22 protein-coding genes and 1 pseudogene are annotated in these 24,023 nt (G+C 59.5%); 6 read left to right on the top strand and 17 right to left on the bottom strand.

Annotated elements, in window-relative coordinates; translation table 11 throughout:
- Positions 1 to 8 precede the first annotated feature (8 nt).
- Complete coding sequence (gene idi, locus GJV78_RS02995; RefSeq protein WP_155106932.1) at positions 9 to 554, top strand: isopentenyl-diphosphate Delta-isomerase; 546 nt, start codon at positions 9 to 11, stop codon at positions 552 to 554.
- Positions 555 to 595: 41 nt separating this feature from the next.
- Here idi and lysS read toward each other — a convergent pair whose 3' ends face one another.
- From lysS to xerD, 5 genes are all read right to left on the bottom strand, one after another.
- The gene (lysS, locus tag GJV78_RS02990) at positions 596 to 2,113 is read right to left on the bottom strand and encodes a lysine--tRNA ligase (RefSeq protein WP_155106931.1); all 1,518 of its coding nucleotides are present in this window, start codon (positions 2,111 to 2,113) and stop codon (positions 596 to 598) included.
- A 9-nt stretch (positions 2,114 to 2,122) separates the two neighbouring features.
- Positions 2,123 to 3,221 (bottom strand): peptide chain release factor 2 gene (gene prfB, locus GJV78_RS02985; protein ID WP_155106930.1). Its coding sequence is split into 2 segments (ribosomal slippage): positions 2,123 to 3,145 and positions 3,147 to 3,221, totalling 1,098 coding nucleotides; the frame shifts between segments, so codons are not numbered across the junction.
- Between the two features lie 133 nt (positions 3,222 to 3,354).
- Positions 3,355 to 5,088, bottom strand: coding sequence for a single-stranded-DNA-specific exonuclease RecJ (gene recJ, locus GJV78_RS02980; protein ID WP_167519343.1), 1,734 nt, complete (start codon positions 5,086 to 5,088; stop codon positions 3,355 to 3,357).
- 5 nt (positions 5,089 to 5,093) lie between these two features.
- Positions 5,094 to 5,807: a bifunctional protein-disulfide isomerase/oxidoreductase DsbC gene (gene dsbC, locus GJV78_RS02975; protein ID WP_155106929.1), complete on the bottom strand. Its 714-nt coding sequence runs from the start codon at positions 5,805 to 5,807 to the stop codon at positions 5,094 to 5,096.
- Between the two features lie 23 nt (positions 5,808 to 5,830).
- Positions 5,831 to 6,727, bottom strand: a complete 897-nt coding sequence (xerD, locus tag GJV78_RS02970) for a site-specific tyrosine recombinase XerD (RefSeq protein WP_167519342.1) — start codon at positions 6,725 to 6,727, stop codon at positions 5,831 to 5,833.
- Between the two features lie 549 nt (positions 6,728 to 7,276).
- Here xerD and fldB point away from each other — a divergent pair.
- Positions 7,277 to 7,798, top strand: coding sequence for a flavodoxin FldB (gene fldB, locus GJV78_RS02965; RefSeq protein WP_155106928.1), 522 nt, complete (start codon positions 7,277 to 7,279; stop codon positions 7,796 to 7,798).
- A gap of 29 nt (positions 7,799 to 7,827) precedes the next feature.
- Here the strand turns inward: fldB and GJV78_RS02960 are convergent, their stop codons facing one another.
- Entirely contained in the window at positions 7,828 to 8,235 is a 408-nt protein-coding gene (locus tag GJV78_RS02960; protein ID WP_167519341.1) for a protein YgfX, read from the bottom strand.
- Positions 8,216 to 8,482, bottom strand: a complete 267-nt coding sequence (sdhE, locus tag GJV78_RS02955) for an FAD assembly factor SdhE (protein ID WP_155106926.1) — start codon at positions 8,480 to 8,482, stop codon at positions 8,216 to 8,218. Before sdhE ends, GJV78_RS02960 begins: the two co-directional genes overlap by 20 nt.
- A 253-nt stretch (positions 8,483 to 8,735) precedes the next feature.
- Here sdhE and ygfZ point away from each other — a divergent pair, with 253 nt between their 5' ends.
- Positions 8,736 to 9,716: a tRNA-modifying protein YgfZ gene (gene ygfZ, locus GJV78_RS02950; RefSeq protein ID WP_155106925.1), complete on the top strand. Its 981-nt coding sequence runs from the start codon at positions 8,736 to 8,738 to the stop codon at positions 9,714 to 9,716.
- Between the two features lie 86 nt (positions 9,717 to 9,802).
- Here ygfZ and trhA read toward each other — a convergent pair whose 3' ends face one another.
- Positions 9,803 to 10,462 carry a PAQR family membrane homeostasis protein TrhA gene (gene trhA / locus GJV78_RS02945; protein ID WP_155106924.1) on the bottom strand — a complete coding sequence of 220 codons (660 nt, stop codon included), beginning with the start codon at positions 10,460 to 10,462 and terminating at the stop codon, positions 9,803 to 9,805.
- Between the two features lie 149 nt (positions 10,463 to 10,611).
- Positions 10,612 to 10,923 (bottom strand): N(4)-acetylcytidine aminohydrolase, encoded by a 312-nt coding sequence (gene yqfB, locus GJV78_RS02940; protein ID WP_155106923.1) that lies wholly within the window; start codon positions 10,921 to 10,923, stop codon positions 10,612 to 10,614.
- Positions 10,924 to 11,090: 167 nt separating this feature from the next.
- Between yqfB and GJV78_RS02935 the strand changes: the two are divergent.
- A pseudogene (locus GJV78_RS02935) lies at positions 11,091 to 11,180 on the top strand (MurR/RpiR family transcriptional regulator); the annotation flags it as partial.
- 403 nt (positions 11,181 to 11,583) lie between these two features.
- The gene (locus GJV78_RS02930; RefSeq protein ID WP_155106922.1) at positions 11,584 to 13,017 is read left to right on the top strand and encodes a 6-phospho-beta-glucosidase; all 1,434 of its coding nucleotides are present in this window, start codon (positions 11,584 to 11,586) and stop codon (positions 13,015 to 13,017) included.
- Between the two features lie 172 nt (positions 13,018 to 13,189).
- Here the strand turns inward: GJV78_RS02930 and GJV78_RS02925 are convergent, their stop codons facing one another.
- From GJV78_RS02925 to GJV78_RS02890, 8 genes are all read right to left on the bottom strand, one after another.
- On the bottom strand, positions 13,190 to 13,729 hold the full coding sequence (locus GJV78_RS02925; protein WP_155106921.1) for a DUF2058 domain-containing protein: 540 nt from the start codon (positions 13,727 to 13,729) through the stop codon (positions 13,190 to 13,192).
- A gap of 370 nt (positions 13,730 to 14,099) precedes the next feature.
- Positions 14,100 to 16,973 (bottom strand): aminomethyl-transferring glycine dehydrogenase, encoded by a 2,874-nt coding sequence (gcvP, locus tag GJV78_RS02920; protein WP_155106920.1) that lies wholly within the window; start codon positions 16,971 to 16,973, stop codon positions 14,100 to 14,102.
- A gap of 126 nt (positions 16,974 to 17,099) precedes the next feature.
- Complete coding sequence (gene gcvH / locus GJV78_RS02915) at positions 17,100 to 17,489, bottom strand: glycine cleavage system protein GcvH (protein WP_155106919.1); 390 nt, start codon at positions 17,487 to 17,489, stop codon at positions 17,100 to 17,102.
- A 25-nt stretch (positions 17,490 to 17,514) separates the two neighbouring features.
- A complete protein-coding gene (gcvT, locus tag GJV78_RS02910; protein ID WP_155106918.1) occupies positions 17,515 to 18,609 on the bottom strand; it encodes a glycine cleavage system aminomethyltransferase GcvT in 1,095 nt (364 codons plus the stop codon).
- A 539-nt stretch (positions 18,610 to 19,148) separates the two neighbouring features.
- Entirely contained in the window at positions 19,149 to 20,351 is a 1,203-nt protein-coding gene (ubiI, locus tag GJV78_RS02905; RefSeq protein ID WP_167519340.1) for an FAD-dependent 2-octaprenylphenol hydroxylase, read from the bottom strand.
- A gap of 54 nt (positions 20,352 to 20,405) precedes the next feature.
- On the bottom strand, positions 20,406 to 21,584 hold the full coding sequence (gene ubiH / locus GJV78_RS02900; protein ID WP_155106917.1) for a 2-octaprenyl-6-methoxyphenyl hydroxylase: 1,179 nt from the start codon (positions 21,582 to 21,584) through the stop codon (positions 20,406 to 20,408).
- The gene (pepP, locus tag GJV78_RS02895; RefSeq protein ID WP_155106916.1) at positions 21,581 to 22,897 is read right to left on the bottom strand and encodes a Xaa-Pro aminopeptidase; all 1,317 of its coding nucleotides are present in this window, start codon (positions 22,895 to 22,897) and stop codon (positions 21,581 to 21,583) included. Before pepP ends, ubiH begins: the two co-directional genes overlap by 4 nt.
- 28 nt (positions 22,898 to 22,925) lie before the next feature.
- The gene (locus tag GJV78_RS02890; RefSeq protein WP_155106915.1) at positions 22,926 to 23,504 is read right to left on the bottom strand and encodes a YecA/YgfB family protein; all 579 of its coding nucleotides are present in this window, start codon (positions 23,502 to 23,504) and stop codon (positions 22,926 to 22,928) included.
- 167 nt (positions 23,505 to 23,671) lie between these two features.
- Here GJV78_RS02890 and zapA point away from each other — a divergent pair, with 167 nt between their 5' ends.
- Complete coding sequence (zapA, locus tag GJV78_RS02885; RefSeq protein WP_155106914.1) at positions 23,672 to 24,001, top strand: cell division protein ZapA; 330 nt, start codon at positions 23,672 to 23,674, stop codon at positions 23,999 to 24,001.
- The last annotated feature ends 22 nt before the right edge of the window (positions 24,002 to 24,023 follow it).

Raw genomic sequence — 24,023 nt, 5'->3', positions numbered from 1 at the left:
GAGCTTTTATGAGCGGGGAACACGTTATATTGCTGGACGATAAGAATACCCCCACCGGCACGCTGGAAAAATACGCGGCGCACACCCGCCATACGCCGCTGCATCTCGCTTTCTCCTGCTGGTTATTCAACGACCGGGGGCAGTTTTTAATTACCCGCCGCTCGCTCGCCAAAAAAGCCTGGCCGGGCGTGTGGACCAACTCGGTCTGCGGGCACCCGCAGCAGGGAGAAAGCTCCGCCGCCGCCGTCGTTCGCCGCTGCCGCTTTGAGCTGGGCGTGGAGATCGCCGGATTAACGCCGGTATGGGCTGATTTTCGCTATCGCGCCGTCGATCCGAGCGGCATCGTTGAAAATGAGGTCTGCCCGGTATACGCCGCGCGCATGGTGGGCGATCTGCGGCCCAACGCCGAAGAGGTGATGGACAGCCGCTGGAGCGAGCTGGAGGAGGTACTGCGGGGGCTGGAGGCTACGCCCTGGGCGTTTAGCCCGTGGATGGTGGAGCAGGGTTCGAACGCGCTGGCGCGCTCGCGGCTGCGGGATTTTTGCAGCCGGTAACCGGCTTTCCGGGCGGCGGGTGATGCCGCCCGGAAAGGGGATTATTTCACCGGACGCATCGCCGGGAACAGGATCACATCGCGAATGGTGTGGCTGTTGGTAAACAACATCACCATCCGGTCAATACCAATTCCCAGACCCGCGGTCGGCGGCAGACCATGCTCCAGCGCGGTCACGTAGTCTTCATCGAAGAACATCGCTTCGTCATCGCCCGCGTCTTTCGCCGCAACCTGATCCTGAAAGCGCTGAGCCTGATCTTCCGCATCGTTCAGCTCGCTGAAGCCGTTGCCGATTTCACGGCCGCCGATAAAGAATTCAAAGCGGTCGGTGATTTCCGGGTTAACGTCGTTGCGGCGCGCCAGCGGGGAGACCTCCGCCGGATATTCGGTAATGAAGGTTGGCTGAATCAGATGCGCTTCCGCCACTTCCTCAAAGATCTCGGTCACAATACGGCCCAGACCCCAGCTCTTCTCAACCTTAATGCCGATAGATTCAGCAATCGCTTTTGCGGAGTCGAAGTTATCCAGTTCGGCCATATCCGTTTCCGGACGGTACTTCTTGATCGCTTCGCGCATGGTCAGTTTTTCGAACGGCTTGCCGAAGTCGAAAACTTCATCGCCGTAAGGAACCTGAGTTGTGCCGAGAACGTCCTGCGCCAGCGTACGGAACAGCGACTCGGTCAGCTCGATCAGATCGTTGTAGTCCGCATACGCCATGTAGAGTTCCATCATGGTGAACTCAGGGTTATGACGTACGGAGATCCCTTCGTTACGGAAGTTACGGTTGATTTCGAACACGCGCTCGAAGCCGCCCACCACCAGACGCTTGAGGTACAGCTCCGGGGCGATACGCAGGTACATATCCAGATCCAGCGCGTTGTGATGGGTAATAAACGGACGCGCGGAGGCCCCGCCCGGGATCACCTGCATCATCGGGGTTTCCACTTCCATAAAGCCGCGCCCGACCATGAACTGGCGGATGCCCGCCAGGATCTGTGAGCGGATCTTAAAGGTGTTGCGGGATTCATCGTTAGAGATGAGATCCAGGTAGCGCTGGCGGTAGCGCGCCTCCTGATCCTGCAGGCCGTGGAACTTGTCCGGCAGCGGGCGCAGCGCTTTGGTCAACAGGCGCAGCTCGGTGCAGTGGAGCGACAGCTCGCCGGTTTTGGTCTTAAACAGCCTGCCCTTCGCGCCGAGGATATCCCCGAGATCCCACTTTTTGAACTGCTCGTTATAGACGCCTTCCGGCAGGTCGTCGCGGGCGACGTACAGCTGAATGCGGCCGCCGACGTCCTGCAGCGTCACAAAGGAGGCTTTGCCCATAATACGACGGGTCATCATGCGGCCCGCAACGGACACTTCAACGTTCAGCGCTTCCAGCTCGTCGTTCTCTTTGGCGTCGAAGTCAGCGTGCAGTTGGTCTGAGGTGCGATCGCGACGGAAATCGTTCGGGAACGGGATGCCCTGCTCGCGCAGGCTCGCCAGCTTCTCGCGGCGCGTTTTCAGTTCGTTATTAAGATCGGTTATCGCCTCTGCGCCCTGTGCGTTTTGTTCAGACATGTTGGTTCCTCATAACCCTGCTTTCAAACTTGCTTCGATAAATTGATCCAGGCTGCCGTCCAGCACCGCCTGCGTATTGCGGGTCTCAACCCCGGTGCGCAGGTCTTTGATACGGGAGTCATCAAGGACGTAAGAACGAATCTGGCTACCCCAGCCGATATCAGACTTAGTGTCTTCCATCGCCTGCTTCTCGGCATTCTTCTTCTGCATCTCCAGTTCATAAAGCTTCGCTTTCATCTGCTTCATGGCCTGGTCTTTGTTCTTGTGCTGGGAGCGATCGTTCTGGCACTGCGTGACGATCCCGGTGGGAATATGGGTGATACGCACCGCCGATTCCGTACGGTTAACGTGCTGGCCGCCCGCGCCGGAGGCGCGGTAGACGTCGATGCGCAGATCCGCCGGGTTGATTTCGATATCGATATCATCGTCAACTTCCGGATAGACGAACGCCGAGCTGAAGGAGGTATGGCGGCGGCCGCCGGAGTCGAACGGGCTTTTGCGCACCAGGCGGTGGACGCCCGTTTCGGTACGCAGCCAGCCGTAGGCGTACTCGCCGGAAATTTTGATGGTAACGGATTTGATGCCCGCCACTTCGCCTTCGGACTCTTCGATGATTTCGGTTTTGAATCCCCGCGCTTCCGCCCAGCGCAGATACATACGCTCAAGCATACTGGCCCAGTCCTGCGCTTCCGTACCGCCGGAGCCGGCCTGGATATCCAGGTAGCAGTCCGCGCTGTCGTACTCGCCGGAGAACATGCGGCGGAATTCCAGCTGCGACAGCTTCTCTTCCAGCGCGTCCAGCTCGACGACGGCCTCGTTAAAGGTCTCTTCGTCGTCAGCTTCTACCGCCAGCTCCAGCAGACCGGAGACATCTTCCAGCCCCTGGCGCATCTGATCGAGCGTATCGACAATCGCCTCCAGGGAGGAACGCTCCTTGCCCAGCGCCTGGGCGCGTTCAGGGTCGTTCCAGACGTCCGGCTGTTCCAGCTCGGCGTTTACCTCTTCGAGGCGTTCTTTTCTGGCATCATAGTCAAAGATACCCCCTAAGAACGTCGGAGCGTTCCGTAAGGTCCTGGATGCGGTTATTTACCGGATTAATTTCAAACATGGTCTGTTTTCTTTTATTGGACGAGTCAAAATGCGGTGATAAGAGCGGGATTGTACCCAATCACCCGTTTTTTTTATACACAAAATCATGCGCTGGTCCCGCAGACGCGGCCCGAAGAGGGTCGCGTACGGGCTTATACCGGCCAGATGGCGTCAATAATTATCTGCAGGCTGCGGTTGCCGCGAAACTCGTTGATATCCAGCCGGTAGGCCAGCTCGACGTCGCGCACCCCGTTATCCGGCCAGCGGGCGGTATCGATGTTAAAGGCAATGCCGTCCAGCAGCGGACCGCCGCCCGCCGGTTCGACCATCACCTTCAGGTGACGCTCGCCGACGAGCCGCTGCTGCAGCAGACGAAAGCGCCCGTCAAACAGCGGCTCCGGGAACATCTGCCCCCAGGGGCCGGCGTCGCGTAGCATCTGCGCCACATCCATGGTCATCTCCGCCGCGCTCAGGGGGCCGTCCGACAGCACCTCGCCCTGCAGCTGCGCCGGGTCAAGCCATTCGGTCACCAGCTCGCCAAAGCAGCGCTGAAATTCGTCGAAGCGGGCCTCCTCCAGCGACAGGCCCGCAGCCATCGCGTGGCCGCCGAACTTGACGATCAGCCCCGGATACAGCGTATCCAGCCGCTCCAGCGCGTCGCGCATATGCAGACCCTGGACAGAACGGCCGGAGCCTTTCAGGGTGCCGTCTCCGGCGGGCGCAAAGGCGATCACCGGGCGATGAAAGCGCTCTTTAATGCGCGAGGCCAGAATGCCGACCACGCCCTGATGCCACTCGGGATGATACATCGCCAGCCCGCCGGGCAGCGCTTCGCGGCTGCGCTCCAGCTTTTCGCACAGCGTCAGCGCTTCCGCCTGCATCCCCTGCTCAATTTCTTTGCGCGTCTGGTTCAGGGCGTCCAGCTCGTTGGCCAGCACCCGCGCCTCGCCGATGTTGTCGCACAGCAGCAGCGCCACGCCGACGGACATATCATCCAGCCTGCCTGCGGCGTTCAGCCGCGGCCCCAGCGCAAATCCCAGATCGCTGGCGACCAGCCTCTGCGCATCGCGATTCGCCACCTCCAGCAGCGCCTTAATGCCCGGACGACACTTGCCGGCGCGGATGCGGCTTAGCCCCTGCCAGATCAGAATACGGTTGTTCGCGTCCAGCGGCACCACGTCCGCGACGGTGCCAAGCGCCACCAGATCCAGCAGCTCCGCCAGGTTCGGCGGCGCAATGGCGCGCTCGTCAAACCAGCCCTTGTCACGTAAAAAGGTGCGCAGCGCCAGCATCAGATAAAAGGCCACGCCGACCCCCGCCAGCGCTTTTGACGGGAAGCCGCAGTCGCGCAGATTGGGGTTGATAATCGCCTCGGCGTCCGGCAGCGTATCGCCGGGCAGATGGTGATCGGTCACCAGCACCGGGATGCCGAGCGACTTCGCATGCGCCACCCCCGCATGGGAGGAGATGCCGTTATCCACGGTGACGATCAGCTGCGCCCCGCGGGCGTGGGCCTGGTCCACCACTTCCGGACTCAGCCCGTAGCCGTCGTCAAAGCGGTTCGGCACCAGGTAGCTGATGTTATCGCAGCCGAGGGCGCGCATACCGAGCACGCTCAGGGCGGTGCTGGTCGCGCCGTCGGCGTCAAAGTCGCCGACCACCACAATCCGCGTCCCCTCGCGAAAGGCGCTCCAGAGGATTTCAACGGCCTTATCTATACCGCTCAGCTGCTGCCACGGCAACAGGCCTTTGACACCGCGCTCAAGCTCCCGGGCGCTACGCACACCGCGGCTGGCGTATAAACGACGCAGCAGCGGAGGTAAATCGGCGGGCAGCCGCGCCGTTTCGTCGACCTCGCGCCGACGAAGCTGTATTCCTGGTTTCACGGGAATTATTTACCGCCGGTCTGTTTCTGATGTTCGTCAAGGAAAGCCTTCATCTCTTTCGGCCCCTGGTAGCCCGGCACCACGTAGCCGTTATTCAGCACGATGGCCGGCGTGCCGTTGATACCAAACTGCACGCCCAGCGCATAGTGTCTGGCGATGTCCACGTTGCAGGTGGCCGCCTTCACGGCCTTACCCGCCATGGCGTCGTTAAAGGCTTTGTTGCGATCCTGGGCGCACCAGATGGACTTCATATCCTGCTCCGCCTGGCTCTCCAGCCCCTGGCGCGGGAAGGCCAGATAGCGCACGGTGATGCCCAGCGCGTTGTAATCTTTCATCTCTTCATGCAGCTTGTGGCAGTAGCCGCAGGTGGTGTCGGTAAAAACGGTGATGACGTGCTTTTCCTGCGCCGCCTTGTAGACGATCATCTCTTTTTCCAGCGCGTTCAACTGCGTCACCAGCAGCCGGTTGGTGACGTTCACCGGATGCCCGCCGCTGACGTCGTACATCGGCCCCTGAATAATATGCTTGCCGTCTTCGGTCACGTACAGCACGCCGCTGTCGCTGAGCACCGTTTTCATCCCCGTCACCGGCGAAGGCTGAACGGTCGCCCCCTGCACGCCCAGCTTGCTCAAGGTCTGACGAATGGCGTCGTCGTCCGCATGCGCCATCCCGGCGACGACTGCGGTCAGCAGGGTAAATAGCATAAAACCTTTTTTCATATCCTGTCCTTTTGTGTCAGCAATCACGCCCTGGGGTGATGCTGTTGATGAAGTTGACGCAAGCGTTCGGTCGCGACATGCGTATAAATTTGGGTAGTGGAGAGATCGCTGTGCCCAAGCAGCATCTGAACCACGCGGAGATCCGCACCATGATTAAGCAAATGGGTGGCGAAAGCGTGACGCAAAACGTGGGGCGACAGCTTTTCGCTGTCGATCCCCGCCAGCCGGGCATAGTGTTTAATGCGGTGCCAGAAGGTCTGTCGCGTCATCTGCCGACCGCGCTGGCTGGGAAACAGCACGTCAATCGACGCCCCGTCAAGCAGCCACGGTCGCCCGTGCTCCAGCCAGCTCTCCAGCCAGTACACCGCCTCTTCGCCCAGCGGCACCAGCCGCTCTTTATTGCCCTTGCCGATAACCCGCACCACGCCCTGGCGCAGGCTGACGTCGCTCATCGTCAGACCGACCAGCTCAGATACCCGCAGCCCTGTGGCATACAGCAGTTCGAGCATCGCCTTATCGCGCAGCTCAAGGGGCTGTTCGATCAGCGGAGCCTGCAGCAGGCGCTCCACCTGCGCCTCGCTGAGATCTTTCGGCAGGCGCTGGGGCAGCTTCGGCGAGGCGAGCGCTCCGCTCGGATCGTCCGGACGGAATTTCTCCCGATAAAGGTACTGAAAAAAGCGGCGCATGGCGCTCAACAGACGTGCGGAGCTGGTAGCTTTATATCCACCCTCTTTTCGCTCCGCCAACAGCGCCTGTAGATCGTTACCCTGCGCCGTCGCCAGCGCCAGCCCGCGATGATGCAACCACTCGACTACCATGGTCAGATCGCGACGGTACGCGCTCAGCGTGTTTTCCGCCAGGTTTCGCTCCAGCCACAGGGCATCAAGGAATTGCTCAATGCGCGCCAGATCCTGTTCCACTTTCGCCCCTTACCCCATCCTATTTTTTGATGCATTATGCCTTATTGCGCCCCGCAGTGTCGCGATTCTGTTCAGCCAACCAACAGCCGAAAGCACGGGCGGCAGCGCCGGAAATCGCCCCTGCGCGCGGCGTATGAGCTTACGCCCGACGAGCTTATCACGTCGCGACCGCCTTTCCACAGCGCCAATCCTTCACGACCGGCCCCGGCAACGCAAAAAACCTGCCCCCCAGCCAGCGCATATTCACTTTACGCCAGGATGGAGCCATAGGGCGTTCACGGCACCGGCCCATTTTGCCCGCTCAACGCAGCAGGCGACCTGCGGCCCTCTGAATCATGCGGACCGTAGAACAGAAACGGAATCAGCGAAGCATCGGCCGGGAATAAATTTGACGCGGCAAAGCCGCGGCCCCGGGGGGAAAGCGCGGCGAGACGCCGGGGCTTTCCATAGCCAGCACGCACAGGTCTTGCCGTATGACGGGTATAATGGACCGGGTTCCTGGAGTATACTGGCCGCTAAAATCACCGCAGAATTGAGTTGGTTGCCATCATGAAAATGGGTCTTTTTTACGGTTCCAGCACCTGCTACACCGAAATGGCGGCGGAGAAAATCCGCGATATTCTCGGCCCCGAGCTGATAACGTTGCACAATCTCAAAGATGACTCCCCGACGCTAATGGAGCAGTACGATGTGCTCATTCTGGGCATTCCCACCTGGGATTTTGGTGAAATCCAGGAAGACTGGGAGGCCGTCTGGGATCGGCTGGACGATCTTAACCTCGACGGAAAAATTGTCGCCCTCTACGGCATGGGTGACCAGCTGGGCTACGGCGAATGGTTCCTCGACGCGCTGGGTATGCTGCATGACAAGCTGGCAACCAAAGGAGTCAGGTTCGTTGGCTACTGGCCGACCGAAGGCTATGAATTTACCAGCACCAGGCCAGTCATTGCCGACGGACAGCTGTTCGTCGGCCTGGCGCTGGACGAAACCAACCAGTATGACCTCAGCGACGAGCGCATTCAGGCCTGGTGCGAGCAAATTCTTGGCGAGATGGCCGACCTCTACGCCTGATCTGGCCGCCCCGGGATTTGCACTCGCCGTTAGCCTGACGCAGGCGGCTGCTGCATAAGCCGACGCAGATCCCGCCACTCCGCTTCATCCATGCTGTCCGCCGCCAGCCACAGGTGCTGGCGTTTGCCGTCGTCGGCGCGCAGGCGCAGCATCATACCGCTTTTAAGCATCCACGGCGCGCTAATGACAGCCCACTCCCTTCCCTGCCAGCGCAGCCGCCTGTCTACCAGCAGCTTCACCTCACCCTGACGGGCGTTGATGCGCCGCTGGCTGCGCACGCTGTCAAACACCACCAGCGAAAGCAGTACCAGCCACAGGGGAGTAAAGCTCAGCGACCAGGGCATCAATAAAATCATCGCGGCGACCAGCCCGTGAATGAGCAACGAAAGCCACTGCGCGCGCCAGGAGACGCGGAGATCAGATTGCCACAGGACCACGTTCCCGATTCCGTGTCTGGATAAGCCGCACCATGTTTTCGAGTTCTGCATCCGCAGGTTTACCGTGATTCATCAACCAGTTAAACAGATCCGGTTCGTCACACTCCAGCAGGCGAATAAAAACGCGCTTTTGCTCATCGCTCAGGCCGTCATACTCATGTTCGAAAAACGGCATGATGGAAATATCGAGCTCACGCATGCCGCGACGGCATGCCCACTGAATACGGGCCTTATTGGTAATATCCATGTTCTTTTCCTGTCTCACGAAAACAACGTACCCGGCTATTGTAACGTGTTTTCAACGCCCATTTACGGGAATATCGGTAAACGGAAGGCCGATCGCTAAATAAAGCCCGCGCAAAACGCCGCATTCATTATTCTGGATGCCGCCTCGCAGAACGTTCGATAAGGCACGAATGGCCTGTTTAAAGCGCTTGCAATGGGCTATAGCTCTTTTACCATTAGAGATTATCACTGGGTTATCAAATCAGGACGTTACTATGGCTTTTCACCCTTTTCCTCCTCGTCAGCCCTCGGCGTCAGCGCGCCTGCCCCTGACGCTGATGACGCTTGATGACTGGGCGCTGGCCACCATTACCGGCGCAGACAGCGAAAAATATATGCAAGGCCAGCTTACCGCCGACGTTAGCCAGTTGGGCGACAGCCAGCACGTGCTGGCCGCCCACTGCGACGCGAAGGGCAAAATGTGGAGCACCCTGCGCCTGTTCCGCGACGGCGAAGGCTTTGCCTGGATCGAGCGCCGTAGCCTGCGGGAAAGCCAGCTTACCGAGCTGAAAAAATATGCCGTCTTTTCCAAAGTTACGATCGCCGCCGATGACCAGCGCGTGCTGCTCGGCGTGGCGGGTTTTCAGGCGCGGGCGGCGCTGGCGAACCTGTTCAGCCAACTGCCGGATCGCGAAACGCCGGCCGTGCGCGAAGGGGCTGCCACCCTGCTATGGTTTGAGCATCCGGCGGAGCGTTTCCTGCTGATCGTTGACGCCGCCGCCGCACAAAGCGTCACCGACGCCCTGCGCGGTGAAGCGGCGCTGAACAACAGCCAGCAGTGGCTGGCGCTGGATATTGAAGCGGGCATACCGGTAATCGACGCCGCCAACAGCGGGCAGTTTATTCCACAGGCCACCAACCTGCAGGCGCTGGGCGGCATCAGCTTTAAAAAGGGTTGCTATACCGGCCAGGAAATGGTGGCGCGGGCCAGGTTTCGCGGTGCCAACAAACGCGCGCTCTGGTTGCTGGCCGGCCAGGCCAGCCGGACGCCGCAAGCCGGAGACGATCTGGAGATGCAGATGGGCGACAACTGGCGACGAACCGGCACCGTGCTGGCGGCGCTGTCGCTGGACGATGGTCAACTGCTGGTACAGGTTGTGATGAATAACGATATTGAAGCCGACAGCGCGTTCCGCGTGCGCGATGACGCAGGTACGCTGCGCATTATGCCGCTGCCCTACTCGCTGGCAGAATAGCGCCGGCCCGCCGGACGAAACGGTCACGCCGGAGCGGAATTCGTCCGCATCCGGCGTGGTTTTATAACACCCGCCGGGGTACAAAATTACGCCTGAGCGACGTACAGGTAAATCGCCAGGAAGTGGCAGACGCTACCGCCCAACACAAATCCGTGCCAGATAGCGTGGTTATAGGGTATGCGCTTGCAGACGTAAAAAATCACCCCCAGCGAATAGATCACGCCACCCGCCGCCAGCAGCGCGACGCCTCCCGGCTCCAGCTTGACCGCCAGCTCATAAATGACCACCAGCGACAGCCAGCCCATCATCAGGTAAGTGACCAGCGACAGAACCTTAAAGCGGTGGGAGATGGTCAGCTTAAAGACAATACCGAGCAACGCCAGGCCCCAGATTACAATCATCAGCGCGCGCGCCAGCGGTGAATCCAGGCCAATCAGCAAAAACGGCGTATAGGTTCCGGCAATCAACAGATAGATAGCGCAGTGATCGAATTTCTTCAGCCACGCCTTTGCCCGCCGATGCGGAATGGCGTGGTAAAGGGTTGAGGCAAGAAACAGCAGGATCATACTGCCGCCATAGAGGCTGTAGCTGGTAATGGCCGTTGCGCTGGCGTTCATATCCGTCGCCTGCACTAACAGCAGCGCCAGACCGGCAATGCCGAACAGCAACCCAATGCCATGACTGATACTGTTGGCGATCTCCTCAGCCAGCGTATATCCCTGCCCAATGAAGGACTTTTGCTCCATAAAACGTACCTCTGCGTGATTGTTGCCCTGGCGTAAGTGAGAGCAATTTCAGTGAACAGCTGTTAGCTAACATAAAACAACAGATAAAACCATCAACTAAAATATCAATACCTTAAATAGACAATTTCAACTAACAGCCGTTCATTATTTTAAAGACACTGAAAATCAATCACATAAAACTGCGTTTGCCCCGGGTAGATCGCCGCAATAATTTGCTTCAGCGCTTCCAGGGACATATTCTCCTGCCGCGCGTGCTTTTCCGTTAGCGTATCCAGCGTGACGGTGGCGAGCGCCGTCACCTCAATGGTGCAAAAATAGCCGTCATCCTCATAGCGCCCCACGCGCAGGATATCTCCTGGCTTAAAGTGTGATTCGGCCTCATCACGAATGGTGATGGTTTTACGTCCGGCCAGGATGTCCTCCTGAAAGCGCTGAAAAAAAGTGATATCGTTAGGCTGCATGTCAGGCTATGTCCTTTAATTGATGGTAAACGTTGCTGGCGATCATTCTGCTTCAGGTCAGGGCGTGAACCGCCGGGCGTTGCGGCAACGGAGTACCGCGCAATGAAGGGCGCAGCTTATGATTCCCTGAAGATAGCGTCTGATGAGTGAGCATCGCCACTGTGAGTATGTTCTCCCACGCCGCCATCGCCAGTCTTAACAATCTGGAGATGCAGGTCTACAACTATGTCATTAAGAACCGCGACGCCGTAATGTATACCCTGAATAATTCGAGCTGCAGGACAAAATGCAGCACATTTTGAACAGCCTCAGGGCTGGCCCCGAAGGGGTGAGGCCGCAGGCCGAATCATGCGGCAAGCGAGCAACAAATTCGTCAGGAACGAATTTGCCCGACCGCAGGTTGCCTTCGGTGAGGGGCAGGGATGTCTCTCATTCATCCCCGGGAGCATAGCGAACACAGTGACCGGGGTGAGTGACAAATCTGTCGGGAGCAGATTTGAACGCCGCGCAGCGGCGGCCCGTCAGGGCGAGTCTCATGGATGAGACGAGTAACCAGAAGCCAACGCATATGCCGCCTGAAGTATAACGGGTATATCATGACATTTATTTTTCATTTGTTAGACTCAAAAACAATTAATAAATCACCTGGAGCCAACGCAAATGAAAAAACTCACCTTAGCGGACAATTTTTTATGGGGCGGCGCGGTGGCCGCCCACCAGGTTGAAGGCGGCTGGAACCGGGGCGGCAAAGGGCCAAGTATTTGCGACGTACTGACCGGCGGCGCGCACGGCGTCCCGCGTGAAATTACCCGGCAGGTTGAGCCGGGTAAATACTACCCGAATCATGAGGCCGTGGATTTTTATAGCCGCTATAAAGAAGACATTAAGCTGTTTGCCGAAATGGGCTTCAGGTGCTTCCGTACCTCCATTGCCTGGACGCGCATCTTTCCCCAGGGCGACGAAACCCAGCCTAACGAAGAGGGGCTGAAGTTCTACGACGAGATGTTCGACGAGCTGCTGAAATATAACATCGAGCCGGTCATCACCCTTTCTCACTTTGAAATGCCGCTGCATCTGGTGCAGCAGTACGGCGGCTGGACCAGCCGTAAAGTGGTCGATTTCTTTGTGCGCTTTGCGGAGGTGGTGTTCGAGCGCTACAAGCACAAGGTCAAATACTGGATGACCTTCAACGAGATCAACAACCAGCGCAACTGGCGCGCGCCGCTGTTTGGTTACTGCTGCTCCGGAGTGGTCTATACCAGGCATGACAATCCGGAGCAAACCATGTACCAGGTGCTGCACCACCAGTTTGTCGCCAGCGCGCTGGCGGTGCAGGCGGCGCGGCGCATCAATCCAGAGATGAAGGTTGGCTGTATGCTGGCGATGGTCGCCCTCTATCCCTACTCCTGTAAGCCGGAAGATGTGATGTTCGCCCAGGAATCGATGCGCGAACGCTATGTTTTTACCGACGTGCAGCTGCGCGGCTACTACCCGTCCTACGTGCTAAGTGAATGGCAGCGCCGCGGCTTCACCATCCGGATGGAGGATGGCGATGAGCAGATCCTGCGCGACGGCACCTGCGATTATCTCGGCTTCAGCTACTACATGACCAACGCGGTGAAGGCCGAAGGCGGCAGCGGCGATGCGATTTCCGGCTTTGAGGGCAGCGTGCCGAATCCGCACGTCAGCGCCTCCGACTGGGGCTGGCAGATCGATCCGGTGGGCCTGCGGTACTCGCTGTGCGAACTATATGAACGCTATCAGAAGCCGCTGTTTATCGTGGAGAACGGCTTCGGCGCGTATGACAAGGTGGAGGAGGACGGCAGCATCAATGACGACTACCGCATCGACTATCTGCGCGCGCATATTGCGGAAATGATAAAAGCGGTGACCTACGACGGCGTGGAATTGATGGGCTATACCCCCTGGGGCTGCATCGACTGCGTCTCCTTTACTACCGGGCAGTACAGCAAGCGTTACGGCTTTATTTACGTCAACCGTCACGATGACGGCTCCGGCGATATGTCGCGCTCGCGTAAGAAAAGCTTTCACTGGTACAAGGCGGTTATCGCCAGCAACGGCGAAACGCTTTAAGCGAGCGTCCGGCGCTTCTCCCTGTAACGGCCGGGCGCAGGGCAGACCACCATACGCCGCCCGGCGAACGCTTCGGGCAAGCGGTTTGTTGAACCCACCGGCGGTGGCATCCGCCCTGCCCTCGTTCGGCAAAAACAGAAGCGCCGGGGCTCCCAACGCCCGTGCCCGCTGATTACCACATCAGATCGTCAGGGACCTTGAAATCAGCGTAGGGATCGTCTTCATCCTCTTCTTCCTGACTCAGCGCGCTATTCAACACAATGCTGCTTGCATCCCGCTGCGCAATTTTATCGGCGACGCTCGCCGGGATAACGGCATACTCTTTCTCACTGCCGCCATCAGCCATCAGGCAGGCAATGGCGAGACGGCCGCTAATAAGCTGCGCGTGGGTTAGCTTATCTACGTTTAGCTTCTTAATGACGTTGCCATCGGTAAAATTAAAGCCAATGTCGCCTCGTGAAATATCAATTCTGTTCATTTCAATCAGTTGCTTGACCTGGGCCTTGTACTCTTTAGATAACGCCGCCTGTTTTTGCTGTTCGCTAAGCAGCTTATCCCGCTCCAGCTGCGCCTTTTTGTTTTCCTCCACGGCCTCTCTTGCCTCACGGGCCTGAACCCGCGATTTCCTGGCCGTTCTCTGAACCTTGTCCATCTTTTTGCTGGACACTAACCCAGCCTTCAGCAATTGCTCTTGTAAGGTAAGTTTTGCCATCTTCGTTTCCGAAACCGATAAATGATGCGGGGAGTATACCTGCAATTTTAAGGCCGTACCCGCCCCGGGTAAGAAACCGTCCCGGAAACCGGCAATGGGGAGTGCATCCGACGCCGCGGCTTCCGCCCGTAGTCAGCGCTATGACCATAGTTCTACGCCCAAAAGTAAAGACGCCGAAGCGCCTTTCAGGTTGATGACAAAGAGGGAAAAAACATGGTTTTCCCCTCTTTGTGGTTAGCAGCCGAAAATCAATGGATTGATTTTCCTTGTTTATTTTTGTAGTGATTATGGCCGAACGAGTTCGGCCTGGGGTCTGTCATCAGTCTCAAAGGTGCCGAAGCGCCTTTATAAAGATAGCGGTGTCTGCCGGCTACGAATAGTCGCTCATCGGCACGCAGGAGCAGAACAGGTTACGATCGCCGTAGACATCATCAAGGCGCTTCACCGTCGGCCAGTATTTATTCGCCGCCCCCGCCGGGAACACCGCAACGTCACGGCTGTAGGCGTGGTTCCACTCGGCCACCAGCTCGCTCTGGGTGTGCGGAGCGTTAACCAGCGGATTATCCTCCAGCGGCCACTCGCCCGCCTTCACGCGGTCGATTTCCGCGCGGATCGCCAGCATTGCATCGATAAAGCGATCCAGCTCCGCCTTACCTTCCGACTCCGTGGGTTCCACCATCAGAGTGCCCGCCACCGGGAACGACATGGTCGGCGCATGGAAACCATAATCAATCAGGCGCTTGGCGATATCCAGCTCGCTGATGCCGCTCTCCTCCTTCAGCGGACGGATATCGAGGATGCACTCGTGCGCCACCCGGCCGTCGCGGCCGGTATAAAGCACCGGATATGCCCCTTTCAGGCGGCTGGCAATATAGTTGGCGTTAAGAATCGCTATCTGGCTGGCCTGCTTCAGCCCCTGCGCGCCCATCATGCGGATGTACATCCAGCTGATAGGCAGAATCGACGCGCTGCCGAACGGCGCGGCGGATACCGCTCCCTGGCGGGTCAGCATCCCCTCGATTTGCACCACGCTATGGCCCGGCACGAACGGCGCAAGGTGCGCCTTCACGCCGATGGGTCCCATGCCTGGGCCGCCGCCGCCGTGCGGAATGCAGAAGGTTTTATGCAGGTTAAGGTGCGACACGTCCGCGCCGATAAAGCCCGGCGAGGTGATGCCAACCTGGGCGTTCATATTCGCGCCGTCGAGATAGACCTGGCCGCCGAAGCGGTGAACAATCTCGCACACTTCACGGATGGTCTCTTCATATACGCCGTGGGTGGAGGGATAGGTCACCATAATGCAGGAGAGCTGATTTCCCGCCTGTTCGGCTTTCATACCCAGGTCCGCAAGATCTATATTGCCGTTTTTATCGCAGGCCACCACCACCACCTGCATTCCCGCCATCTGGGCGGAAGCCGGGTTGGTGCCGTGGGCGGAGGCCGGGATCAGGCAGATATCACGATGCCCTTCGTTACGGCTTTCATGGTAGCGACGGATCGCCAGCAGCCCCGCATATTCGCCCTGCGCGCCGGAGTTCGGCTGCATACAGACGGCGTCGTAGCCGGTCAGCTTCACCAGCCAGTCGGCAAGCTGGTTAATCATCTGCTGGTAGCCTTCCGCCTGCTCCGGCGGACAGAACGGATGTAGCCCGGCAAATTCCGGCCAGGTGATGGGGATCATCTCAGCGGCCGCGTTCAGCTTCATGGTGCAGGAGCCGAGCGGGATCATCGCCTGGTTGAGGGCCAGATCCTTGCGTTCCAGAGCGTGCATGTAGCGCATCATCTCGGTTTCGCTGTGATAGAGGTTAAATACCGGATGGCTGAGAATGGCGTCGTCGCGCAGCATAGGCTGCTGAATGGTGCGGCTGTCGTGCGCCACCTCTTTATCCAGCGCGTCAATATCCAGGCCGTGTCCCTCTCCCAGCAGCACGCTGAACAGCTGCAGCACGTTTTCCCGGGTGGTGGTCTCATCAAGCGTGATGCCCACCGCGTTATAAAGGTCGCTGCGCAGGTTAATCTCCGCCGCTTCCGCGCGCGCCAGCACGGCGGCCTTGTCAGTCACCTCCACGCACAGGGTATCGAAGAAGTACGCATGGCGCAGCTTCATCCCCTTCTGCCGCAGCCCGGCGGCCAGAATATCAGTCAGGCGATGAATGCGGCTGGCGATACGCTTCAGGCCGACCGGGCCGTGGTATACCGCATACAGGCTGGCAATATTGGCCAACAGCACCTGAGAAGTACAGATATTAGAGTTCGCTTTCTCACGGCGGATATGCTGCTCGCGGGTCTGCATCGCCATGCGCAGCGCGGTATTGCCCGCCGCATCCTTCGAAACGCCGATAATGCGCCCCGGCATAGAGCGTTTGAACTCATCTTTTGCGGCAAAGAACGCCGCGTGCGGGCCGCCGTAGCCCATCGGCACGCCGAAGCGCTGGGCGGAGCCGAACACGATATCCGCCCCCTGTTTACCCGGCGCTGTCAGCAGCACCAGCGCCATAAAATCGGCGGCGACGCTGACAATAATTTTGCGCGCCTTCAGCTCGCTAATCAGCGTGCCGTAGTCGTGTATCTCGCCGGTGGTGCCGACCTGCTGAAGCAGTACGCCGAACAGATCCTGATGCTCCAGCGCCTTTGCGGCCTCATCGACAATGACCTCAAAGCCGAAGGTCTCCGCACGGGTGCGCACCACGTCCAGGGTTTGCGGATGGACGTCAGAAGCCACAAAAAAGCGGCCGGCGTTTTTTAGCTTGCTCACACGTTTTGCCATCGCCATCGCCTCGGCGGCGGCGGTGGCCTCATCAAGCAGCGAAGCGGAGGCGATATCCAGCCCGGTCAGATCCAGCGTCACCTGCTGGAAGTTCAGCAGCGCTTCCAGCCGCCCCTGGGAAACCTCCGGCTGATAGGGCGTATAGGCGGTGTACCAGCCCGGGTTTTCCAGCATGTTGCGCAGGATCACCGGCGGCAGCTGCGCCGCCGCGTAGCCCATGCCAATGTATGACGTGAAGCAGCGGTTGCGGCCGGCGATGGCCTTTAGCTCCGCCAGCGCGGCGTACTCGCTGGCCGCCTCGCCCACCTGCGGCGGGGCTGGCAGATGAATATCCGGTGGTACGATCTGGCCGATCAGCGCGTTTAACGACTCGGCCCCCACCGCCTTCAGCATCTCTTGCTGCTGCGCGGGGTCCGGTCCGATATGGCGTTCAATGAATGCGCCGCTGTTTTCCAGCTGGCTTAGCGTCTGTGTCATGGCGATGGTTCCTGAAAGGTGCGGTGAAACGTCGATGTCCTGGATAATCTGAATACGTCGGATGATTCACGTTGCGGCCGGAGAGCGGAAAAGCCCTCGTCCGCAACGTGAAGTCAGGAAGCGTGTTTATTCATCTTCCAGCAGGGCTTCGTATGCGTCGGCATCCAGCAGCGAACCCAGCTCGCTTTCATCGCTGGCTTTGATTTTAAAGATCCAGCCGCCGGCGTAGGGCTCGCTGTTGATCAGCTCCGGAGAGTCGTTCAGCGCTTCGTTAATCGCCACGATCTCGCCGCCGATCGGCGCATAAATATCGGACGCCGCCTTTACGGACTCGGCAACCGCGCAGTCGTCACCCGCGCTGACGCGCTTCCCCACCTCCGGCAGGTCAACAAAAACCATATCGCCCAACAACTCCTGGGCATGCTCGGTAATGCCGACGGTGTAAGACCCATCCGCCTCTTTGCGCAGCCATTCATGCTCTTTGCTGTATTTCAGTTCTGCTGGTACGTTGCTCATCACTCAATCTCCCGAAAAGGATGGATCACGCAACGGCCTTGCCGTTACGCACAAAAACAGGTTTGGTTACTTTTACCGGCATTTCGCGGTTGCGGATCTGCACAATGGCCGTCTCGCCGATGCCCTCCGGCACCCGCGCCAGCGCAATGCTGTAGCCCAGCGTAGGTGAGAACGAGCCGCTGGTGATAACGCCCTCCCGCAGGTTGCCCTGAGCGTCGGTGAAGCGCACCGGCAGCTCGCCGCGCAGAACGCCCTTCTCGGTCATCACCAGACCAACCAGCCGTTCAGTCCCCTTCTCACGCTGCTGCTCCAGCGCTTCCCGGCCGATGAAGTCGCGGTCCGCCGGCTCCCAGGCGATAGTCCAGCCCATATTGGCCGCCAGCGGCGAAACGCTCTCATCCATCTCCTGCCCGTAGAGGTTCATCCCCGCTTCCAGCCGCAGGGTATCACGCGCCCCGAGTCCGCACGGCTTAACGCCCGCCTCCACCAGCGCCCGCCAGAAGTCCGCCGCCTTCTCGTTGGGCAGGGCGATTTCATAGCCCGCTTCCCCGGTATAGCCGGTGGTGGCAATAAACAGCTCCCCCGCCTGAACGCCGAAGAACGGTTTCATCCCCTCAACCGCCCGACGCTGCTCGTCGTTGAACAGAGAGCCAGCTTTCGCCCGGGCCTCAGGCCCCTGCACCGCAATCAGCGACAGATCGTCACGCACGGTGATATCGATGGCGTAAGGTTCTGCGTGCTGGACGATCCAGGCGAGGTCTTTTTCGCGGGTGGCGGAATTAACAACGAGGCGGAAAAAATCCTCAGTGAAGTAATACACGATCAGGTCGTCAATCACCCCGCCCGAGGCGTTAAGCATACCGGTATAAAGGGCTTTACCGGGCGAGGTGAGCTTCGCCACGTCGTTCGCCAGCAGGTAACGTAAAAACGCCCGGCAGCGGTCGCCGCGCAGATCGACGATGGTCATATGCGACACGTCAAACATGCCGGCATCGGTGCGCACGGCGTGGTGCTCGTCAAGCTGCGAACCATAATGCAGCGGCATCATCCAGCCGTGAAAATCAACCATACGCGCGCCGCAGAGCGTATGTTGTTCATATAAGGGAGTCTGTTGTGCCATCTTGTCCTCTTTGCATAAGTGGGGCTGATAGCCCTTTATTTTCAGGTAAAAACGTCACTACGAAGCCCGGCATCACGGCCGGTTCCGGACCGCGACGCAAACGCTCTCTTTTTTCTGAACTTACCACCGAAACTGACGCTAAACCATAAGGAGGGAATCATCATCAAATTATTTTATCGCTAAAAATCCCTGACTTAGGGCCAGCATAAAACGTTGTGCAAAACCGCTTCAATGACGTTAAAAAACAGGTAAAACGTGAAAGCAAAGCTGGACAACCGCAGATAATGTGGAAAAAACGTTAAATTTAACGCAACGAAAAAATCACAACATAAGAAAAATTAATGCAAAAATGAGCGTGAAATTAGATTTTTTCAGTTGAGGGATACCCCGTTGAACGCCGGGCGAAGGGAAAAAACGTGACCAAATTCAAAGTCTCAAACACCACATCGACCGCTTCCGCAGAGCGGGAAACGTCGCCCGGCTCCGGCCAGGCGATCCTGACCAGAGACCGCGCGAAAGCACACCCGGCACGGCGAAGATCAGCGAAGCCACTCCGGCAGATCGCTCAACCCCATCGCCTGACGAATAAGCCGTGGCTTGACGCCGGGAAGCGTGTCGGCCAGCTTCAGGCCGATATCGCGCAGCAGCTTTTTCGCCGGATTCGCACCGGCAAACAGATCGTGAAAGCCCTGCATCCCCGCCAGCATCAGCGCGGCGCTGTGCTTACGGCTGCGCTCGTAGCGGCGCAGATAGAGATACTGCCCGATATCTTTACCCTGCCGCTGCAGCCGCCGCAGCTCGCCGACCAGACCGGCGGCATCCATAAAGCCGAGGTTAACCCCCTGCCCCGCCAGCGGATGGATGGTATGGGCGGCGTCGCCCACCAGCGCCAGACGAGAGGCGGCAAACCGTCGGGCGTAGCGCCCGGTCAGCGGGAACGTCTGCCGCTCGCCCTCAACCCGGCACAGACCCAGCCGATTATCAAAGGCGATGTTCAGCGCCCTGTTGAACGTCTCGTCGTCCGCCTGCTGCATCCGCTCTGCCTCCTGGGGGGCAAGGGACCAGACGATAGAGCAGCAGTGGGGATCGGCGAGGGGCAGAAACGCGAGAATGCCATCGCCGTGAAAGGCCTGGCGGGCGACGGCACCGTGCGCCTCTTCGGTGCGTACCGTTGCCACCAGCGCGTGGTGGCGGTAATCCCAGAAGGTTAGCGGGATATCCGCCTTGTCGCGCAGCCAGGAGTTGGCACCGTCGGCACCGACCACCAGGCGCGCGGTCAGCATCGCACCCTCTTTTAAGCTAAGGAAAACCTCGTTTTCCCCCCAGGCTACCTGCTGCAGCTCCGCCGGAGCCAGCAGCGTGATATCAGGGTCGCGCTGCGCCTTTTGCCACAGCGCCGAGTGGATCGCCGCGTTTTCAATGATGTATCCAAGGTGGCTGTAGCCCAGGCTTCGACCGTCAAAGGTGATGCGGCCAAAGCTGTCTCTATCCCATACCTCCATCCCATGATAGCAGCTGGCGCGGCCGGCAATAACATCAGACCAGACGCCCAGCCGGGTAAGCAACGCCTCGCTGGCGGCGTTGATCGCCGAAACGCGCAGGGCCGGCGGAGCGTCGGCCGCCAGCGGCTCCGGCACGCGCTGTTCGAGAACGGCCACGCGCAGCCCGCTGCCCTGCAGGCCGCAGGCTACCGCCAGCCCCACCATGCCTCCGCCAATAATGGCTACATCAACACTTTGCACAATCAGCTCCTGATGCCTGGCTCTGCAGGCGTAAAGGGGTTTGCGGCGACGAACTTAGCGCGCCACCCAGCCAAGGGTTTGCCGGCCCAGCCGATCGCGCGCCGGCGTAAACAGCTCCATTGCCATCAGCCCCAGGTTGCGCCCGGCCACCAGCGGCATCCAGCGGTTAGCGAACAGATGCACCAGCCCGTCCGTTACGCCAATGGTGGCCTCCCGGTCTGCCTGACGACGCTGCTGATAGCGCGCCAGCACCGCGTACTCGCCGACGTTTTCCCCGGCGCGCTGCGCCCCGACCAGCGTTTCGGCCAGGCTCATCACGTCGCGCAGGCCGAGGTTAAAGCCCTGCCCGGCGATGGGATGCAGGGTCTGCGCCGCGTTGCCAACCAGCACGGTGCGGTGGGTCACGGTCCCGACGGCGGAAGTTAACGACAGCGGATAGGCGCTGCGCCTGCCCGCCTGGGTAATCTGCCCCAGCCGCCAGCCGAACGCCGCCTGCAGTTCGCGGCAAAAGCGTTCATCGGACCAGGCGAGAAGCGCCTCCCGCCGCTCAAGGGGATGACACCACACCAGCGAGCTGCGCCCTTTTGACATCGGCAGCATCGCCAGCGGCCCCGAGGCGGTAAAGCGTTCAAAGGCCCGCCCGCGGTGGGGGACGGAGGTGGCGACGTTGGCAATAATCGCCAGCTGATTATAAGGCTCCTGCCGCCACGCAATGCCGCAGGCGGAGGCCAGCGCGGAGCGCGTGCCGTCGGCGGCCACCAGCACGTCGCCGGTAAGGGCCTCGCCGCTCTCCAGGGTGACCGTCACCGACGCCGCCGTGCGCGTCACGCCCGCCACGCGCTGCGGACAGTGCAACGTGACACCCGGTACCTTGCGCAGCCGCGCAAACAGGCGCAGGCCGACGTCGTGCAGCTCGACCACCTGACCCAGGGCCGGTATGCGATACGCCTGCGCATCCAGGGTGACAAATCCGGCGTGGCCGCTATCGCTGACGTGTACGCTGCCGATGGCGGTCGCCCCGTCGGCAATCGCCTGCCATACGCCGATACGCGCCAGCTGGCGGCAGGTGCCCGCCGCCAGCGCAATCGCCCGGCCGTCAAAACCGGGATGGCCCTCCGCCTCCGGGGACGTCGCTTCAATCAGGTGAACCGGCAGCGTTCCGCGGCTCAATTGCGAAATGGCCAGCGCCAGCGTCGCGCCCACCATGCCGCCGCCAACGATGATAACGCTCATTGTCGACGCGCCGCCGCCATCAGGGCTTCGATATCGTCCGCCCTCCTGGCAACGCTGGCGGTCAGATTTTCATTGCCGTTTTCGGTAATCACGATGTCGTCTTCAATACGAATGCCGATACCGCGATACGCTTCCGGCACTTCGGCGTCCGGCGCAATGTACAGGCCCGGTTCCACGGTCAGCACCATTCCCGGTGCCAGCGGCCGGGATCGATCCTTGCCGTAGGCTCCCACGTCGTGTACATCCAGCCCCAGCCAGTGGCTCAGCCCATGCATAAAAAAGCGACGGTGGGCACCCTCGGCAAACAGCTGTTCGACTTCGCCCTGCAGGATGCCGAGCTTTAGCAGCCCGCGGATCATAACGTGCGCCACCTCATCGGTCACCGCCTGAATGGAGGTGCCGGGGCGGTAGAGCGTGAGGGCGGTCTCCAGCGACGCCAGGACAATCTCGTAAACCTCGCGCTGGGCCGGGGTAAAGCGGCCGTTAACCGGGAAGGTGCGGGTAATGTCGCCCGCGTATCCCTGATATTCGCACCCGGCGTCGATCAGCACCAGTTCGCCGTCGCGCATTTCGCTTTCGTTTTCGGTGTAGTGCAGAATGCAGCCATTCGCGCCGCTGCCGACGATGGTGTTATAGGAGGGATAGCGCGCGCCGTGGCGGTTAAACTCGTGATGAATTTCACCTTCCAGCTGATATTCAAACATGCCCGGACGACACGCTTTCATCGCCCGCGAATGCGCGAGGGCGCTAATCTCTCCCGCCCGACGCAGAACGGCGATCTCTTCCACCGACTTGAACAGGCGCATTTCATGCACCAGCGGACGCCAGTCGACCATCGCCGCCGGTGCCGTCAGGTTCTGGCGCGCGCCTTTGCGCAGTCGGTCCAGCGCGGCAAAGACGATGTCGTCAGCCCAGGCGTATTCGCCCTGGGCGTGGTAAAGGGTGTCCAGGCCGTTCAGCAACTGGTACAGCTGCTCGTTGATTTCGCTAAAGGCCAGCGCCCGGTCTACCCCCAGCTTTTTCGGCGCGGCCTCCTGCCCCAGCCGACGGCCAAACCAGGTTTCCGCCGTCAGGTCGCGAACGCGGTTGAATAACACGCTGTGATTATGGGTGGCGTCGCTTTTTATCAGCACCAGCACGGCTTCCGGTTCGTTAAAACCCGTGAAATACCAGAAATCGCTGCTCTGACGGTATGGATATTCACTGTCCGCGCTGCGCGTGGCTTCCGGGGCGGCGAAAATCAGCGCCGCGCTGCCGGGCGGCATCTGTGCCAGCAGCGCCTGACGGCGGCCCTGGTACTCCTGCGGTGTCATGGCGTGGCCTCCATTACGTTTGATTTTTTTAGTGTAGCGTAGGTTTACGCACTTCCGGCGCGGTCGGCTGCTGGCGCGTAAAGGTGTCGTGACAGAGCAGCGCCGCGACGCGCACGTATTCGACGATCTCTTCGAGCGACATCTCCAGCTCTTCCTGATCTTCGTCTTCGTCGTAGCCCAGTTGCGCAATATTGCGCAGGTCGTCAATCGCTTCCCCGGTTTCACCGGTCACTTTATCCAGCTTTGGCTGCGTAACGCCCAGCCCCAGCAGGAAGTGGTTGACCCAGCCCGCCAGCGCGTCAGCGCGATCGAAAACGCTCACCGCGTCGCCTTCGGGCAGATAAAGCTGAAAAAGAAAGCCGTCGTCTTCCAGCGCATCGCTGATGGCGGCGTGCATTTTGCGCAACGCCTGAGCAAGCTCATGGCCAAAAGCCATACCTTCATTTGTGAGGTCGTGAAGCAGCGGCTGCCAGGAGCTGTCGTTGTTGCCGCCGCAAACCATCCCGCTGATTAAACCGTGTATTTCGGCCGGAGTCAGTCCTGCTCCCTGTTGGTTCAAATACTGGTTCATTTCGCTGTAACCAGGCATTTCGTTCTGTATAGACATGCGCATTCGTCATCGTTGGGAGGAATATTCATGATATGCTACCACTTTGGACCCTGGTGAACCAGAAAAGGGCTTGTATCTCCGCGCCAGGGTAGCTATAGTGTCGCCCCTTCGCGGACCCTGGGTCTGGAGACGAAGGCAGCGCAGTCAATCAGCAGGAAGGTGGCATGTCTGCACAACCCGTCGATATCCAAATTTTTGGCCGTTCACTTCGCGTGAATTGCCCGCCCGATCAAAGGGATGCGTTGAATCAGGCTGCGGACGATCTGAATCAGCGGTTGCAGGATCTGAAAGTTCGCACTAGAGTCACAAATACTGAGCAGCTGGTGTTCATTGCCGCACTGAATATCAGCTATGAACTGACTCAGGAAAAAGCGAAGACCCGCGACTATGCGGCGAGCATGGAGCAGCGTATTCGGATGCTGCAACAGACCATTGAACAGGCGTTGCTTGATCAGGGTCGCACATCTGAAAAGCCGGTCCAGAATTTTGAATAACACTTTTCGGCCTACTATGGTA

The sequence above is a fragment of the Intestinirhabdus alba genome (assembly GCF_009711095.1).
GTDB classification, from domain to species: Bacteria; Pseudomonadota; Gammaproteobacteria; order Enterobacterales; family Enterobacteriaceae; genus Intestinirhabdus; species Intestinirhabdus alba.
Note: the sequence above shows the minus strand (reverse complement) of the source record. Positions and strands in the feature narration are given on the sequence as shown.

What these genes read in the sequence shown, in the direction of transcription:
- idi (WP_155106932.1), top strand. Translation starts at nt 9, where the DNA reads ATGAGCGGGGAACACGTTATATTGCTGGACGATAAGAATACCCCCACC.
- lysS (WP_155106931.1), bottom strand. Translation starts at nt 2,113, where the DNA reads ATGTCTGAACAAAACGCACAGGGCGCAGAGGCGATAACCGATCTTAAT.
- dsbC (WP_155106929.1), bottom strand. Translation starts at nt 5,807, where the DNA reads ATGAAAAAAGGTTTTATGCTATTTACCCTGCTGACCGCAGTCGTCGCC.
- fldB (WP_155106928.1), top strand. Translation starts at nt 7,277, where the DNA reads ATGAAAATGGGTCTTTTTTACGGTTCCAGCACCTGCTACACCGAAATG.
- sdhE (WP_155106926.1), bottom strand. Translation starts at nt 8,482, where the DNA reads ATGGATATTACCAATAAGGCCCGTATTCAGTGGGCATGCCGTCGCGGC.
- ygfZ (WP_155106925.1), top strand. Translation starts at nt 8,736, where the DNA reads ATGGCTTTTCACCCTTTTCCTCCTCGTCAGCCCTCGGCGTCAGCGCGC.
- trhA (WP_155106924.1), bottom strand. Translation starts at nt 10,462, where the DNA reads ATGGAGCAAAAGTCCTTCATTGGGCAGGGATATACGCTGGCTGAGGAG.
- yqfB (WP_155106923.1), bottom strand. Translation starts at nt 10,923, where the DNA reads ATGCAGCCTAACGATATCACTTTTTTTCAGCGCTTTCAGGAGGACATC.
- GJV78_RS02930 (WP_155106922.1), top strand. Translation starts at nt 11,584, where the DNA reads ATGAAAAAACTCACCTTAGCGGACAATTTTTTATGGGGCGGCGCGGTG.
- GJV78_RS02925 (WP_155106921.1), bottom strand. Translation starts at nt 13,729, where the DNA reads ATGGCAAAACTTACCTTACAAGAGCAATTGCTGAAGGCTGGGTTAGTG.
- gcvP (WP_155106920.1), bottom strand. Translation starts at nt 16,973, where the DNA reads ATGACACAGACGCTAAGCCAGCTGGAAAACAGCGGCGCATTCATTGAA.
- gcvH (WP_155106919.1), bottom strand. Translation starts at nt 17,489, where the DNA reads ATGAGCAACGTACCAGCAGAACTGAAATACAGCAAAGAGCATGAATGG.
- gcvT (WP_155106918.1), bottom strand. Translation starts at nt 18,609, where the DNA reads ATGGCACAACAGACTCCCTTATATGAACAACATACGCTCTGCGGCGCG.
- ubiH (WP_155106917.1), bottom strand. Translation starts at nt 21,584, where the DNA reads ATGAGCGTTATCATCGTTGGCGGCGGCATGGTGGGCGCGACGCTGGCG.
- pepP (WP_155106916.1), bottom strand. Translation starts at nt 22,897, where the DNA reads ATGACACCGCAGGAGTACCAGGGCCGCCGTCAGGCGCTGCTGGCACAG.
- GJV78_RS02890 (WP_155106915.1), bottom strand. Translation starts at nt 23,504, where the DNA reads ATGTCTATACAGAACGAAATGCCTGGTTACAGCGAAATGAACCAGTAT.
- zapA (WP_155106914.1), top strand. Translation starts at nt 23,672, where the DNA reads ATGTCTGCACAACCCGTCGATATCCAAATTTTTGGCCGTTCACTTCGC.